At 43.7% G+C, this 15038-nt stretch carries 13 protein-coding genes; 8 read left to right on the top strand and 5 right to left on the bottom strand.

What is annotated here, in order from left to right; genetic code table 11:
- Positions 1 to 3: 3 nt before the first annotated feature.
- Positions 4 to 2418, bottom strand: a complete 2415-nt coding sequence (locus OCV12_RS22300) for a VolA/Pla-1 family phospholipase (protein ID WP_261886199.1) — start codon at positions 2416 to 2418, stop codon at positions 4 to 6.
- A gap of 14 nt (positions 2419 to 2432) precedes the next feature.
- Entirely contained in the window at positions 2433 to 3680 is a 1248-nt protein-coding gene (locus OCV12_RS22295) for an outer membrane protein transport protein (protein WP_261886198.1), read from the bottom strand.
- 358 nt (positions 3681 to 4038) lie between these two features.
- Between OCV12_RS22295 and OCV12_RS22290 the strand changes: the two genes are divergently transcribed.
- Positions 4039 to 5121, top strand: coding sequence for a site-2 protease family protein (locus OCV12_RS22290; RefSeq protein WP_261886197.1), 1083 nt, complete (start codon positions 4039 to 4041; stop codon positions 5119 to 5121).
- A gap of 129 nt (positions 5122 to 5250) precedes the next feature.
- Here OCV12_RS22290 and OCV12_RS22285 read toward each other — a convergent pair whose 3' ends face one another.
- Positions 5251 to 6039 (bottom strand): M48 family metallopeptidase, encoded by a 789-nt coding sequence (locus OCV12_RS22285; protein WP_261886196.1) that lies wholly within the window; start codon positions 6037 to 6039, stop codon positions 5251 to 5253.
- Positions 6040 to 6178: 139 nt separating this feature from the next.
- Between OCV12_RS22285 and OCV12_RS22280 the strand changes: the two genes are divergently transcribed.
- From OCV12_RS22280 to OCV12_RS22260, 5 genes are all read left to right on the top strand, one after another.
- A complete protein-coding gene (locus OCV12_RS22280; RefSeq protein ID WP_261886195.1) occupies positions 6179 to 6604 on the top strand; it encodes a hotdog fold thioesterase in 426 nt (141 codons plus the stop codon).
- Between the two features lie 89 nt (positions 6605 to 6693).
- The gene (locus OCV12_RS22275) at positions 6694 to 6927 is read left to right on the top strand and encodes a DUF3389 domain-containing protein (RefSeq protein ID WP_239829625.1); all 234 of its coding nucleotides are present in this window, start codon (positions 6694 to 6696) and stop codon (positions 6925 to 6927) included.
- Positions 6928 to 7091: 164 nt separating this feature from the next.
- Positions 7092 to 8786: an SgrR family transcriptional regulator gene (locus OCV12_RS22270; RefSeq protein ID WP_261886194.1), complete on the top strand. Its 1695-nt coding sequence runs from the start codon at positions 7092 to 7094 to the stop codon at positions 8784 to 8786.
- 30 nt (positions 8787 to 8816) lie between these two features.
- Complete coding sequence (locus tag OCV12_RS22265) at positions 8817 to 9725, top strand: DMT family transporter (RefSeq protein ID WP_261886193.1); 909 nt, start codon at positions 8817 to 8819, stop codon at positions 9723 to 9725.
- A gap of 287 nt (positions 9726 to 10012) precedes the next feature.
- Positions 10013 to 10264, top strand: a complete 252-nt coding sequence (locus tag OCV12_RS22260) for a hypothetical protein (protein WP_017632610.1) — start codon at positions 10013 to 10015, stop codon at positions 10262 to 10264.
- Positions 10265 to 10352: 88 nt separating this feature from the next.
- On the opposite strand, the gene OCV12_RS22255 is transcribed toward OCV12_RS22260, so the two are convergent.
- Positions 10353 to 10961, bottom strand: coding sequence for a DUF2238 domain-containing protein (locus OCV12_RS22255; RefSeq protein WP_261886192.1), 609 nt, complete (start codon positions 10959 to 10961; stop codon positions 10353 to 10355).
- 199 nt (positions 10962 to 11160) lie between these two features.
- Here OCV12_RS22255 and OCV12_RS22250 point away from each other — a divergent pair, with 199 nt between their 5' ends.
- Together OCV12_RS22250 and OCV12_RS22245 are read left to right on the top strand one after the other, a co-directional pair.
- The gene (locus OCV12_RS22250) at positions 11161 to 12000 is read left to right on the top strand and encodes an isopenicillin N synthase family dioxygenase (RefSeq protein ID WP_017632612.1); all 840 of its coding nucleotides are present in this window, start codon (positions 11161 to 11163) and stop codon (positions 11998 to 12000) included.
- Between the two features lie 163 nt (positions 12001 to 12163).
- A complete protein-coding gene (locus OCV12_RS22245; RefSeq protein WP_261886191.1) occupies positions 12164 to 12799 on the top strand; it encodes a DNA-J related domain-containing protein in 636 nt (211 codons plus the stop codon).
- A gap of 113 nt (positions 12800 to 12912) precedes the next feature.
- Here OCV12_RS22245 and mrdA read toward each other — a convergent pair whose 3' ends face one another.
- Complete coding sequence (gene mrdA, locus OCV12_RS22240) at positions 12913 to 14811, bottom strand: penicillin-binding protein 2 (protein ID WP_017632614.1); 1899 nt, start codon at positions 14809 to 14811, stop codon at positions 12913 to 12915.
- Positions 14812 to 15038: the final 227 nt, after the last annotated feature.

The following is a 15038-nucleotide window of genomic DNA, read 5'->3' as shown; positions in this document are numbered from 1 at the left end:
TGATTATTCAAGTAAAGATGTGTCAGTCACTGCGTTGGTTACGCTATCAGTATCTAAGAAGTCAGCTGCTTGTGATCGCATTGATAATGTGTGGTCTTTATCAGATAGATCGGCTTGTGGGCCAATAATCGTAGAGTGCTTAGCTGTTTCGTTATACTGAATGAACAAACGGTTACCAATTGTAGGACTCGCTTTTGTAGAGTTGCTCAATCCTAACGTTGTACCTAACCCTTCAGAACCAACAAATGAAGCCGTAAAAGACGTGGCAATTCCGGTATTAGGAACTGTTTTGTCATTTTGCGACTGGATCAACAACGTTGGATAATTAGAGCTAAATGATGACAAATCTTCAGTATTGGACAGTGAATGTGGATCGACAGTATCAATAAGGGTTTGAGCGGCGACTTTAAATGCAACTAACTCAGTTTCAATTGCTGCAGCGTTAGTTGGATTTCCCTTAGCAAAAGCGGTGTAACAGTCACCATCTTCAATGTTGTTGGTCGCGCAAGCTGTAGCGACTGAATCCTTGTAAGCCGTATTCAGCTGCTTAGCTAAATTATGTTTAATTTCCGGGCCAAACGTTTCAGAAGCAAACAATAATTCAGCTATGTGACCACCTGAATTAGCATATACCGCCGAGCTAAATTTATGTGTGCCAGCAATTTCTGACGTAGCTACTGAAGTAAATCCAGTAATACCGCCCAGTGAGTGGCCCATAAACTTAACGGTTGTGTCTTTTACATCAACTCCTGCCAATGGTGTGCCGGAAAAATCATTCCCCACTTTTTCAAGAGCCATACGAAGACCTATTACATCAAGCGCACTTTGACGGATATTGTCACGGGCAACAGGCAAAGCACTTAGATTCAAGTAGTACAGAGCATTATCGTTCGTTGATATAGCACCGCCAGCAAGTGATCGCGAGCCATGAATAGGGTGATCAATTGCTATTACTGCAAGACCCTCGGCTGTTAAATTAGCAGCAAATGCATACGCATTCTCTTTTACAGTGGTAATACCGTGCTGATAAATAACTACACCTGAAGGAGTCCCTACTGTTGGTGTGAATAAAAGTACATCAACAGCCTCGAGTGATTTAATTTGTGGTATTGGCGAATACTGAGTGACAATGCGTTCACTATCTAGGGCTGTTCCACTCGAATCCTTTGTAAGTGTTTTTCCCATCAATGTAGTTACGTCTGCAGCACTGAGGTTTGCTGGGTCTAAGCCTAATGCTAATAGCTGAGCACCTACGTGAGAACTTGTAGAACTATCAGTTAGTGCATTTTTGATAACCGCTAAACTGTCCAATGCTGATGCAAATGGCGTCACTGAAAACTTAGTGGGATCAGTTTCTAAGAAGTAGGGAAGCTGAATGGTACCTTTGGTTACATTAACATCAGATCGGATAATAGCAGGGGAGTTTAAGGCGTAAATACCTTGGATCCCACCAATTAATGCAGCTGTTTCCGAATCACTGTCATTTCCGAGATATTTTTTGAAGTTGGCATCATCAGCGATTGCAGCGTCAAATAGTGCTGTTGATGACGTATCTAGGTTGAGATCATAAGCATTAGTTAAATCAACATTATTTGGGTTTGCGCTACCATTCCAGTAAGTGGAAAGTGGTGCTCCAGCATCTATCATTCCACCAATCAACGATGCTGTAGAGGCTAGAACATCACCAACGGAAGTTGTAGTAAACCAAGCAGAATAAACAATCTTTTCCGAATCGACACCAACAGCCGTAGCTATAGCTTCTTGACCTTTAATTAAAGTTTGCGCACTAGCTAAGTCACCTGTTGAATAAGTCTTAGTGTCTGTTTTGAGAGCCGCATAGCTTTGCGATGTACCTACTGGGTTACCATTTACATCAGTAACGTCGTCAGTAATTACAAGCAAATATTCAGACTTCTCATCAAAGGGAGTATTAGGCGTTATTGCTAGGTTTGAGCCAACTTTGATAACTCTGTATTCAGAGCTAGCAACAGGTGTTGGTACTTGCGCAGCTGTGGATGTGTCTGTTAACTTTTTAGAAAGCTTCAACAATGTCACTCCAGAAGTAATAACTGAAGGGGTGTCGCCAAAACCATCGCCTTCAAACTCGATGTAAATGGGCATGCTGGTCGAAAAGCCATCGGCATAGTTGAGTGCTGCTTTTGGGTTAGAAATGCTATCGTCTCCACTTGTTGGGATCGCTAGCGTGCCATCTGTAGAGTCAAATAATAGGTTATTGCTTAAAGGAACTGATGCATTACTGCCTTGCAAGAGCATTTTTTGAGTTGTCGCTCTTGCCAGAGACGTTTCTAGATAAGCTTCAAGTTGTTGGTTACTTGTACCCGAACTTTCAGTGTTGTCGCCACAACCTGCTAGTAGGATCGCTGAACATAGTAGAGAGATCTTAAAGTTACGTTTCATGATACGATCCTGATTTAGTTAAAGGTGTAATTAAGCTGAACTGAAGAAAGGTAAGCGGTGCCTTCTGCTTCGAAAGTCCTCTCTTGCTGGGCGCCATTTGTCTCAGTGAACTCACCGTCATCACTTACTACAAGTGCAAATCCGGCATCGACAGTCATATTTTCGCTCCAAACATAAGTGAAACCAGCGCTGTACCACATACGATCACTATCAGGAATACTTAAAGTTGCTTCACCAGCTTGTTCGTCATAAGCGTAACCGGCTCTTAATGTCCATTTACTGTTTAGTTGGTACGTTGCGCCTAGTGAATATCGATTGTTGTCTTCATATTTTTCCGGTTTGTAGAAGCACTGACCAGCTACACCGTTGTCAGTACAATCTGGACTTGTTGCTTTTAACTCTTTGAAAGTGCTCCAATCGGTTTGTTGCCAACCGTAGTGAATTGACCATTGTTCGTTAAGTTGGTGAAAGGCTGAAAGCTCCAGAATAGAAGGAAGCTCGATTTGAAGACGACCATCAACCTTGGGAGATGTTGCTCTACCTGAGTCGTAGCTGGTAAATTCTCCGTCATCGAAATCAAGATCAACAGAAGAGCGATAACCGATACTAAAGCGGTTATTTTCGTTCAACTCATACATCGCCCCAACGTTCCAACCATAGCTAAATGTTTCGCCAGTCATACCGATAAGTTTGTCAGACGGATTCCCACCAACCAAACCTGCTAGCTCACCTTTGTGGCGAGTAAGTTCAGCTTCCGCATACACAAGGTTTAGACCTGCACCAACGCTAAATGCTTCATTCACGCGATATGCAATGTTTGGATTGAGATTGACAGACAAGAGCGACGTATCACCAGCCATATCACCAGCCGAGATGTCATCAGGGTAATCTGTAGCAACACCATAATTGGTGAACATACCGATACCCCAAGCCCATTTTTCGTTAATTGGGCTGATGTAATATGCGGCTGGCACTACTTGCAATGGAGCAACATCTTTAGAATGCTCGTTAGCATCAACGTCGTAAACGTTAACCTCGGGATCAACGATAGAAACCGCGCCTGAAAACTGTGCTGTATCAAATAGGGTCATTGCGGCGGGGTTTCTCGCTAGTACACTCGCGTTATCAGCTACTGCACCTTCACCTGAAAAGGCTCGACCAAGACCTGAGGCAGAATGCTCAGCAACTTGGAAGCCAGCCGCAAGTGAGTTACATGCAAATAGTACTGAAAGTGAAACGAGAGAGCGTTGTATTGTTTTCATCCTTGACCCTCCTAGGGCATCGAATTTCGTTATTATGGTTTGAAAACACACTGAGCATTTTTGGTGTTGAAGCTCTAATGTAAATGGCATGTTAAATTCATATTTTATATAAAGTCAAAGAAAGAGTTGTTATTTTGTGAGGTTATGTTTTAAAGGGGCGGCACTTTAACATCAATAATATAAACATAATCAATGATTTATTTGTGGTTGGAGGTGTGACCAGAGTGTTTATGCATCGTTACGGTATAAATAGTGTTCAATAGCTCAATATGTAACAACTTTGTTTCTGTTTACCGCCATTCGCTAAATCGGCATAATATCGACTCATTTTGATAGTCATTAAATTGGAATTTTTAGTTTGGAATTACTCGCGATAGAGTTTCTTGGTAAACCGCTTCGTTTAGAAGGATCAATGGCAGGGTGGCAGCAACTGTTTTGGGACAACACGTTAGTGTCTCAACTGGATGCGACTTCAGAAGACGACGATGTAAGAACACACATATTTACGCTTCGTTCTGGTGAAGAAACGTTGCAGTGTCACGTTGAGTCTTCGGTTCAATGGCAACCCTTTGAGATGACGTATAAAGCATCGGTTAATGGGCAAACTATTACCGAAGGAAATCGCAGCACCAAAGATATCGAACAGCAAACACCAGTTGTGGCACCTAAGCCTGAAAAACGTTTTAGTTTGATTGGTTTGGTGTCACTCGGAATGAAAGCGCTGAAGAGTGCTAAGTTGATTAAAGTTGTGCTTGCTTCTGCCAGTTTAGCGGCATATTCATGGCTGTTTTCTATTCAGTTCGCACTGGCCCTGATTGCTTGTCTTATGTTCCATGAGTACGGCCATATCAGAGCGATGAAGTACTTTGGGATGAAGACAAAAGGGATCTACTTGATCCCGTTCCTTGGCGGATTAGCACTTTCAGACGAAAAGATTAATACTCGTTGGCAAGATGTGGTTATCTCGATCATGGGACCACTGTTTGGTCTGATACTGTCGTTGGTATTTACGGTCTTGTACTGGGCAACTGGCGAGATGTTCTTCGCTGGTCTTGCCGTGTTTAACGCCTTATTAAATCTATTCAATTTACTGCCAATTTTGCCACTCGATGGTGGCCACGTGTTGAAAAGTATCAGTTTTTCGATGAATAGCGTGTTGGGCATTGTACTGTGTGTCGCTGCAGCCGTAGCAGGTGTCGTGTTGAGTTACCAATTGAACTTAACCCTGTTTGGTTTCTTATTGATCATGGGTAGTGTCGAGATTCTGTTCGAGTGGAGAGGCCGTCACCATAGCCATTTATTGCCATTAAACAGATACGGCCAAATTGTATCCTTCCTTTGGTATGTGGGCTTAGTAACGGGATTGATCGGTGTTATCTGGTACTTCGCTTCAACCGGCGACCAATTACTGAGCCTACCGTTACAGATTCTAGGCACTTAACGCATATCTATAACTGAGTGACTGGTTCATAAAGCGCAGGGTCACCCAATACAAACAAAACGAAAAACGCCCTAACCATTTGGATAGGGCGTTTTAATATCTGCGGTTCTAACTTGTACGTTCGTCAAATCAAACTTTGCAATTTGGTTTAACAACGTTCGATTGAGGCAGTGTCGTGATCTTGGTTTGTAGATCTTTAATTCGGGTACTGTGAGAAGGGTGCGTCGAGAGTAATTCTGGTGGTTGACTGCCGCCTGATGCTTTCGCCATGTTCTTCCATAAATCGATACTCTGGTTTGGATCAAACCCAGCTTTCGCCATGTACTCTAGGCCAACAATATCAGCTTCAGATTCTTGAGTGCGACCATAAGGCAGAATCACACCATATTGAACACCCAAGCCTAATGCGGCCATGGTCATGCCTTGATACTGTTTGTATTCTGATGAGCCAAGAGCAACACTGGTGATCGACAAACCTGTATTGGCGAGTTGTGATTGTGATAGGCGTTCGTTACTGTGGTCAGCAAGAACGTGTGCCACCTCATGTCCAATAACCGTTGCCAGTTGGTCTTGGTTTACCGCAACATTGAGTAGACCCGTGTAGACGCCAATTTTTCCGCCTGGCAGAGCGAACGCATTCACTTGGTCGCTATCAAAAACCACCACTTCCCATTCACTAAAGCCTTGCTTAGGAATGTGTTGAGTAATACTGTTCGCTACGCACTGAACATACGCGTTGGTTTTTGCATCTTTACTGATGGGTTGCTCTTTCTTCATTTGTTCGAAAGACTGTGCCCCAAGCTGAGACATATCTTGGTCTGAAAAAAGCAACAGTTGGTTTCTTCCTGTCGGGGAAGCGCTACACGCGGTTAGGCCTGCAAGAGTGAGAAGCGAGGCAAACTTCGTCCATGACGTCATACAATATCCTCTGTGTATTCGGTTTTTATGCATGTTAACATCAACTTGCGTAATAACTAAGGGCTGTAAGATAACTAACAGCCAGTAATATAGAAAAAGCTATGCACGCGATAACAAGATCAATAATTAAGGACCCCACATGAGTATTTGGAAAAAGCCCGTTGACCTAGACACCTTCAACGCGACCTCAAAAAATACCTTAATTGAGCACCTCAACATTGTTTACACCGAGGTTAACGATAATTCCTTGGTGGCAACCATGCCAGTTTGTCATTTCACGCACCAGCCACTGGGCATGCTTCACGGCGGTGCATCCGTGGTTTTAGCAGAAACACTTGGCTCACTCGCTGCAAACTTCTGCGTACCCGATGGTTACTATTGCGTAGGGCTAGACATTAACGCTAATCACGTTCGTTCTATGCGTGAAGGGAACGTTATCGGCACCGCTGAGCCTATCCACCTTGGCGTATCTACTCAAGTATGGCAGATAAACATTACTGATGAACGTCAACGCTTGATTTGTACAAGCCGTTTGACCATTGCAGTGAAGAAACACAAACGTTAGTTCATTAATCAAGGTGAGGTGCAGTAATCATCCTAACCACACCTTATAAAACCTCATTTACACGCTGTTTATTTTAGTTAGAGAAATCCATGGTCATAACGTTTAAAAGTGGAAAAGTCATAGCAACCGCGCACGAATTGGTTGTTCGTTTGGATGGAGAGCATAGAGTCACATTACAAGCTCAAGTTGATGCAGTTCAGCTGATCGGAAAAGGGGCAAACGTCATTTCTGTAAATGGATCTGAGTGCAAATGGTCGATTAAATTAGACAACGAACAACAGCTTCGTGACATTGCCAATGAAATCGGCTGTGATGTGATGTAATTAGCGGTTATCACAGCGTTTATTTCAGCTTTTAACTCTCTGTTAGAGGCACTAAATCTGTTCACATTTGCAATCCCTTCGTAAAATAGTATTAAGTTCGATTGATTTTGACTCATAAAATAGGGAAACTGAATTCAATATCCTTTGAATAAGTTTTCCTCTTTATGAGTAGCCCAAGACTTCGCGTTCAATTTGAAACCCTTTTTGAATACTTCGATGGCAAAGATTCTGATGTTCAGCTTGATGACATAACAGATGTGCTCTGTTGTACACGTCGTAATGCCAGAATGGTACTGAATAAGCTCGAAGAAGAAGGCTGGGTAGAGTGGTTACCTGCAGCGGGGCGCGGTAAGTTATCTCAACTTATCTTTAAACAGAATCGTTGCGATGTTAGTGAGAACCTAGCACGCCGCTACTTAGAAGAAGGTAAAATTGGTCAAGCTCTGTCAGTACTTGACCAAAATGCCGCCAAACTTACTCAAGTTATTCAAAACTACTTAGGCGTGCAGTATCAAGAGGGTGAACAGGTTATTCGTTTACCTTACTACCGTCCGCTGTCCATGCTTAATCCAACCAAATCGATGCGACGTTCAGAGCAACACATCGCTTGTCAGGTATTCAGTGGGTTAACTCGCTTAGATGAGAACGATCAGCTTCAACCTGATCTCGCGCATTCATGGCAAAAGATAAACGACCACCAATGGCGATTTTTCCTAAGGCCGGGCGTCTGTTTCCATAATGGTGAACCGTTGTTAACGAGCCACGTTGTGGATACGCTGCTTTTACTCGAACCGCTCAATATGTTCTCACATATCAAAGACGTGTCTTCACCAGCAAATTGCGTGGTAGATGTCTTTTTAACGCGCCCAGATAAATACTTTCCACTCGCGTTAACTGAATCCGTCGCAAAAGTGACTCTGCCGATGATTTTACGTGGTGAAGATTACGATATTCGTCCAATTGGTACTGGCCCTTATCGCATTGAAAAGAATGACGAAAAACAGCTCGTGTTAACCGCTTTCAATGGATACTTTGGTTTTAGGCCGCTGATCGATCGTGTGGAGGTTTGGGTGGTTGATGAAGCCTATTCGTCGATGGTTTACCCAAGCCTTTCTAAGCCGATAATGGCAGACCGTGGTGATAGTGATGATGAAGTAGAACTTGATCCGGGCTGTACATATTTACTATTGAATAGAAAGAAGGGTATCGCACAAGATCCTGCTTGGGCTGAGTTTCTATCGAACGCGTTAAATGCGTCTGATTTGTTTGTGCATATTCCTAAAGAGACCGTTATCGACTTGGGTGTGCTCCATGCTTACGGAATCAAACCCGGTTGGTATGACATCAAGTTAAAGGTGCCAGTTTGTCCACCAGCAAGTGTTAAACCAAGTATCAAATTGGCGTATCAATGCCAACATCCGATGTTCCCAACCCTTGCAAAAGCGATTGTTACAGTGTTGAAGCAGTACAATGTCGATGTTGAGCTATTCGGTTACGAAACCGACCCGCCACACGCTGATGATGTCGATATTTGGATTAACCCAATGGGGATTGCCAACAACCGAGACGATGCATTGGCCGGATGGTTGATGGATTACAGCTTTCTGGATGAATCGAGCCCAGCAGAAGACTTTGATCAATGGTGTCACATGATTGATCGTTGGCGCTCCGGCGAGTTTGAACAATTTCCAGCAAGACAACTCGGTAAACAACTTGTACAAAGCAACCAATTGATTCCAATGTTCCACTGCTGGCTAGGCGTAAACAAAGACCAATGCGGTACGCTGCAAAACGCTAAGTGTAATGCACTCGGATGGTTCGACTTTAGCCAAGTTTGGGTAAAACCAGAAGTTGATTGAAACCAAGGATAACTCGATTAGGACAACACAATGCAAACCGTGATTATCACATTCATTACGCTGGTGGCATTTGCTGCCAATTCAGTATTGTGTCGTTGGGCTTTAATGGATCAAACGATTGATCCTTTGAGTTTTTCAGTCGTACGCATCTTATCGGGTGCACTCACACTGTTGATTTTATTGACCTTATCTTCAAACGCTAAACGCAAACAAGACAAGGTTGAAAACAGCACTTCTATGTATACCAAGATTCGCTCTGAGCTCAATTTAACTGCGATATTGGCGCTACTGGTTTACATGTTCGGCTTCTCGTTTGCTTACCTCACATTAGGTGCAGGGCTTGGAGCTTTGGTACTGTTTGTTGCGGTTCAATTCACCATGATTGCTGCACACCTATTCGCAGGCAACAGAATGTCGTCGATTGAATGGGGTGGCTGTTTGTTGTCTGCTGCGGGGCTTGTTTATTTGTTAATGCCGACGGGCGCAACAAGCTCACCAGATCTAATCTCCATTGTTCTGATGGTATTAGCTGGCAGTGGGTGGGGCGTTTACACACTGGCAGGCAAGAAATCTAAGAACGCACTTCAATCGACTACGGCCAATTTTGGTTTTGGTTCGTTAGTCATTCTTGCGTTGTTAAGTCTTCTAGCTTTCATTCCGAGCGTCACGGCACAAATATCCATAACCGAGCAAGGTTTGATCTACGCAGTATTGTCGGGAGCCGTAGCTTCTGGCGTGGGTTATAGCTTGTGGTATTACGTTGTGAAGAAACTAAACACAGTTGTTGCATCTATCGCACAGCTCTCTGTTCCGGTTATCGCAACACTAGGTGGTGTCTTACTGTTATCTGAGCCAGTCACTATGCAATTTGTTATCTCCTCGACTGTCATTTTACTGGGGATAAGCTTAGTTCTTGTCGCCCCTAAACTTAAGAAATAAAGAGTTCAATCACTAGGGCGTGTTGATCTTTCGAGCTGATTTTTGCAGCGAGTTGCTGGGTATTTATACAAGGCAGAGGCGTCGATGTGTAGCTAGCCTACATGAGAAGTCGATAACGTAGTAGAAATGACCAGCAAACGCTGCCCGAAGGGTTCGGCTAAAAGCGTTTTACTCTTTGTTGAGGGAGATTTGCTTAGAATGACTAGGCTACTTCTCCCTCGCCGCGATTAAAACGCTTTTATCTCGAACAAAATTTAACCACGAAAGGTCAACACGCCCTAACTACTATGGCTAAACCAAACAAGAAACAACCGACCAAGACGGTTCAGATTTTCTGTGCGAAATGTAAGACACAACTTTTCAAATATCGGAAAGGTGGCAAAGGTGCTCTCGTTAAGTGTTTTAAAGAACGCATCGTTGAAGATTTCACGACAGAGCCCTGCATTTGCCCTGAATGCGGTATAGAGTTCGCACGCGATACCTTAGTTCGAGGCACGCCAGCCTACAAGTTTGTTGGCGGTAAAGTAACGATGAAATAAAAATGCCACAGCACGAATTGTGTGTAGCATTTCAGACCTGCTTCTGAAGTTAAGAAATGTTATTGAAGTTAACAATCAGAGGCGAGTATCAATGAACTCTAACTCGCCCTTGAAGTTTGAGAAATAACAACGAGACTATCGCTCCGGTTGTATCGCAAAGCATGTCTTTCTGAGCGTCCCAAATATCACCTTGTGAGCCTAAGAATGCGATACCTTCATCACCACCTGCAATCTCCGCATACCACCACTCAATAATCTCATAACCTGCTGCAACACTCATGATGGCAAACAGAGCAAAGAAACACGCCAACACAGGTTGAGCCAATTTCTTACGGATCAGATACTCAGCGAGCGGGTAAGCGTAAAGACCAATCGAAAAGTGCGCGACGCGATCGAAGTTATTACGTTCAGATCCAATCAGGTTATTAAACCAATCAAAGGGGACTTCAGCGAAGGTGTATTTAGCGCCAATCGTATGCAGAACTAACCAGATGAACATCAAAACGTAAGCCGTCTTGGAAAAGGTGATCTTGGTAGAGAGCCACCATATCCCGACAAGAATACCGAGCGCAGGAATGATCTCAGCAATCCAAACGGCCCGAGAAGAGGGTGCAAACGCTGAAAAAAGAAAGATAACAAGATAGACAGTAGTTAATGAGAGTAGAGGTCTATTTTGAGCAAGTGGCGTAATTGTCATCATCAGATCCTATATAAGTTTCATCCATAGTTACACAATAATGAACACTGTTCAATTGTGGTTTTATCACCAAATTTGTTGAAAAGTAGCGTTATCGCCCAGTATCTAGACAAACGGTTGCGAGAGTTTCACAAAAGTTTGATTTACAACAAAGCGAACCATAAAATCCCTCTATCACTACATAACAAGAAAGAAAGTCATGAAACTGGAAACTGTCGATTATCTTGCTGACGACGCAGCAGAACAATTTGTTCGCTCTCTACGTGAAACTGGATTTGGTGTACTAAAAAACCACCCAATCCCGAAAGAGCTTGTTGAGTCAATTTACGAAAACTGGTACCAATTCTTCATTTCTGAAGAGAAAGAGAACTTCCACTTTAATGTTGAAACACAAGATGGATATTTTCCACCTTCAGTGTCGGAAGTTGCAAAGGGCCACACTGTAAAAGATATTAAAGAGTACTTTCATGTATACCCTTGGGGTCAGATTCCTGAACAGCTGAAAGAACAGATTCTAGATTACTACCAACGCGCTAATGCTTTTGCTCAAGAGCTATTAGGTTGGGTTGAAGCTCACGCGCCTCAAGAAGTACAAGAGAAGTTCTCAATCGCACTTTCTGAAATGATTAATGGCAGCGAGCAAACTCTGCTTCGCGTACTTCACTACCCACCAATGCAGGGTGATGAAGAGCCTGGCGCAATCCGTGCTGCTGCACACGAAGACATCAACCTTTTAACGGTTCTTCCTGCTGCAAACGAACCAGGTCTTCAGGTAAAAGCTCAGAATGATGAGTGGTTAGATGTACCGTGTGATTTCGGTAACATGATCATCAACATCGGTGACATGCTGCAAGAAGCGTCTGGTGGTTACTTCCCATCAACGACTCACCGTGTAATCAATCCATCTGGTGCTCGCCAAGAGAAATCTCGTATTTCTTTACCTCTATTCTTGCACCCGAAACCAGAAGTGGTTCTGTCTGAGAAGTACACAGCAAATGAATACCTAATGGAACGCCTAAGAGAGCTTGGCGTTATCTAATTAGTCAGATTTCATACTCTAAAGGCCAGCACATTGCTGGCCTTTTTGTTTGATAAGCACATAACTGATTGAAATTTATTTAGTTTGAAACTCGACAAACAGCACCAGATCGCTTTCAATTAATAAGATACACAAATGCATATGCCAATGGACTCAGTTAATCATGTTAGACAACACCGAATCATCGAGTCACCAAGATATTAGTCCTCAGTTTCAGGCTCATATGGAAAACCCGTTGCTTTGGCCGATCATGGAAGTGCTCAAACAAAAGCCGAGCGGATGGAAAGTGCATACTTTGGCGGCGCACCTCAACGAACTCGGTTTAGTTCCTGTATTAGATACCGTGCCTGAGAAAGAACTGTTTAAGAAGAACTTCTTAATCATGAATGCGCTCTATCAGTTGCAAGAGACCCTATATCCAGATAGCTGGCTTCAGGTCCAAGCCATGGACATTGAATTGATGAACGGGCGTTATCACGGCAGTACTCATACAATCGATCTTGAAGACCCACTGCGTGATTACTATATCAATTGGATCAACTATGAAGCTGATGAAGGTGAAGTAAAGCGGCTGTTGAATGAGTTTTGGACGCGCTACAAGAAGTTTGTCGGTGGCAGTGACACGGATATGGATCGAACCCATGCACTCAATTTATTCGAATTGCCACTGGACGCGACTCAACAGGATATTCGAAAGCGATGGAGACGCCTTGCGTTACGTTGGCATCCCGACAGGGACGAAGGCAACACGGCTAAGTTTCAAACGCTATGCGAAGCGTGGAATGTATTGCGCGGCTAAAAAATTCAGCTTGGCCGATTTGATTTATTAAGATGCCAGAAGATAGAAGACAAAAGAAAGCCCCACATGCGATCAGTGGGGCTTTGCGTTTTTTGCGAGTGAAAAGTAATGACTTATGAGTGGTCTTTACTCACTCCGCTCTTATGCTCAAATGCGTAATCAAGTACCTTACGAATGTATGGCGCACCAACTTTCGAGCCACCATTACCATGCTCGATAACCACTGTCGCAACGTATTCAGGATTATCATAAGGTGCAAACGCGGTATAAAGCGCGTGGTCGAGTAGGTGACGGGCTAATTTCTTCGAGTTATAGACCTGATCTTTTGCCAAGTCGAAAACTTGTGCCGTACCTGATTTACCACCACTGACGTAGTCTGCGCCCTTGAAGGCTCTTCGACCGCTACCTCGACTCCCGTTGTTTACCAACCTCATTGCATTAATTGGTACATCCCAAATTTCATCGGGAACTTCGTCAATTGATGCCATCTGTTTTGGTACAACAGGCGTTTGCGTATCAAAGTCTTCACCATGATCTAGTGTTGCTCTTAGAATATGTGGAGGCATTACCTTGCCGTGATTCACTAGCACAGAAGTGGCTTTGGCTAATTGCAATGGAGTAGAAGTCCAATAACCTTGCCCGATACCAATCGGCACAGTATCACCTTGATACCAAGGCGTACGATAGCGCATCATCTTCCAATCACGAGTCGGCATGTTTGCAGTACTTTCTTCATAGATGTCGATACCTGTCGGTTTACCAAATCCGAAGCGGTTCATCCACGTTGAAATGCGGTCGATGCCTAAATCAAAGGCCGTTTGATAGAAGAATGAATCCACTGACTCCTCAATCGCTTGTGTCACATCAACCGGGCCATGACCCCAACGTTTCCAATCTCGCCACGCTTTAGAGTTAGGTTTAGAACCGGGGATGCGCCATGAGCCGTGGTCATCACGAATGGTGTGCTCCGAGATAACATGCTCTTGCAAACCAGCAACGGCCATAAAAGGTTTTACGGTCGAAGCAGGTGGGTAAACACCTAATGTTGTGCGATTCACCAATGGGTGTGCAGGGTCGTTAAGCAGTGTTCGGTAGTTTTTGCTTGAAATGCCGTCCACGAACAGGTTTGGGTCATAGCTTGGGCTCGACGCCATTGCCAATACGCTGTTGTCTTTAGGATCTAGAATCACAGCACTGCCCGTTCGGTTATCGAGTTGGTCGAACACGTATTTTTGTAGCTCGATGTCGATGTTAAGGACAATGTCTTTACCTGCGACTGGAGGAACATACTGAATTGTTCTAACAATGCGTCCACGGCTGTTAACTTCAACTTCTTGATAACCCTTGGTGCCATGAAGGAGGTCTTCGTAGTATCTCTCTACACCGAGCTTACCGATAACGGTTGTTGCTTGGTAGTTGGACTCTTTACCTTGCTCATCAAGCTTTCTTAAATCGCTGTCGTTGATGTGTGCCACATAGCCCAAGACATGGGTAAGTATTTCACCATTTGGGTAGAAACGTTTTAGGCTGGTATCGATCGATAAGCCGGGGAATTGATATTGTTGAACAGAGAACTTAGCGATCTCTTCTTCGTTAAGACCTTCTAATATCGTGACGGGCTTAAAACGACGGGTATTGTGATAACGCTGTTTAAATCGCTCGATTTGTTCATCATTGAGAGGGATGAATTTATTGAGCTTGCTCAGCATAACATCAACGTCATCGGTCTTTTCAGGGATCATGGTTAAATCGAAGACGAGTTGGTTCTCGGCTAATAACACACCATTGCGATCGTAGATCAAACCGCGCGTAGGAGCGATGGGAAGTACTTTAATTCGGTTTCCGTCAGCTCGGGTTTGGTAACTTTTGAAATCTTGTACTTGGAGCCTGTAGAGGTTTCCAATCAGAACGAGGGTGAAGACTAAAATCCCTGCAAACGCGACGATTACTCGGTTTCGAAACAGGTTTACTTCGCTTTTATGATCACGCATTTTGACGCGTTGGTGGTTCATCAAAACCTCAGACTTTTACATTTAGTTACATTTGTAGAGTCGGGACTTTATCCGAATATCACTATGGCTTTGTAAAAGCTGTGTCATGATTCTTGGTATTTCCAAGATAAGTAGTGCTGTAGCCTACTAGAAGTGCTAGTTAGTCACGAGCCTACTGCATGGATCTGAACAACTAGTTGTGAATTGGTTTGTGAGATAGGCACTTCAGAAGGGATAGAAGGTAAATG

It is taken from the genome of Vibrio pomeroyi (genome assembly GCF_024347595.1).
GTDB classification, from domain to species: Bacteria; Pseudomonadota; Gammaproteobacteria; order Enterobacterales; family Vibrionaceae; genus Vibrio; species Vibrio pomeroyi.
Note: the sequence above shows the minus strand (reverse complement) of the source record. Positions and strands in the feature narration are given on the sequence as shown.

Excerpts from the sequence above, each read along its gene's own strand:
- OCV12_RS22265 (WP_261886193.1), top strand. The coding sequence starts at position 8,817 with ATGCAAACCGTGATTATCACATTCATTACGCTGGTGGCATTTGCTGCC.
- OCV12_RS22300 (WP_261886199.1), bottom strand. The coding sequence starts at position 2,418 with ATGAAACGTAACTTTAAGATCTCTCTACTATGTTCAGCGATCCTACTA.
- mrdA (WP_017632614.1), bottom strand. The coding sequence starts at position 14,811 with ATGAACCACCAACGCGTCAAAATGCGTGATCATAAAAGCGAAGTAAAC.
- OCV12_RS22275 (WP_239829625.1), top strand. The coding sequence starts at position 6,694 with ATGGTCATAACGTTTAAAAGTGGAAAAGTCATAGCAACCGCGCACGAA.
- OCV12_RS22295 (WP_261886198.1), bottom strand. The coding sequence starts at position 3,680 with ATGAAAACAATACAACGCTCTCTCGTTTCACTTTCAGTACTATTTGCA.
- OCV12_RS22285 (WP_261886196.1), bottom strand. The coding sequence starts at position 6,039 with ATGACGTCATGGACGAAGTTTGCCTCGCTTCTCACTCTTGCAGGCCTA.
- OCV12_RS22255 (WP_261886192.1), bottom strand. The coding sequence starts at position 10,961 with ATGACAATTACGCCACTTGCTCAAAATAGACCTCTACTCTCATTAACT.
- OCV12_RS22245 (WP_261886191.1), top strand. The coding sequence starts at position 12,164 with ATGTTAGACAACACCGAATCATCGAGTCACCAAGATATTAGTCCTCAG.
- OCV12_RS22250 (WP_017632612.1), top strand. The coding sequence starts at position 11,161 with ATGAAACTGGAAACTGTCGATTATCTTGCTGACGACGCAGCAGAACAA.
- OCV12_RS22260 (WP_017632610.1), top strand. The coding sequence starts at position 10,013 with ATGGCTAAACCAAACAAGAAACAACCGACCAAGACGGTTCAGATTTTC.
- OCV12_RS22270 (WP_261886194.1), top strand. The coding sequence starts at position 7,092 with ATGAGTAGCCCAAGACTTCGCGTTCAATTTGAAACCCTTTTTGAATAC.
- OCV12_RS22280 (WP_261886195.1), top strand. The coding sequence starts at position 6,179 with ATGAGTATTTGGAAAAAGCCCGTTGACCTAGACACCTTCAACGCGACC.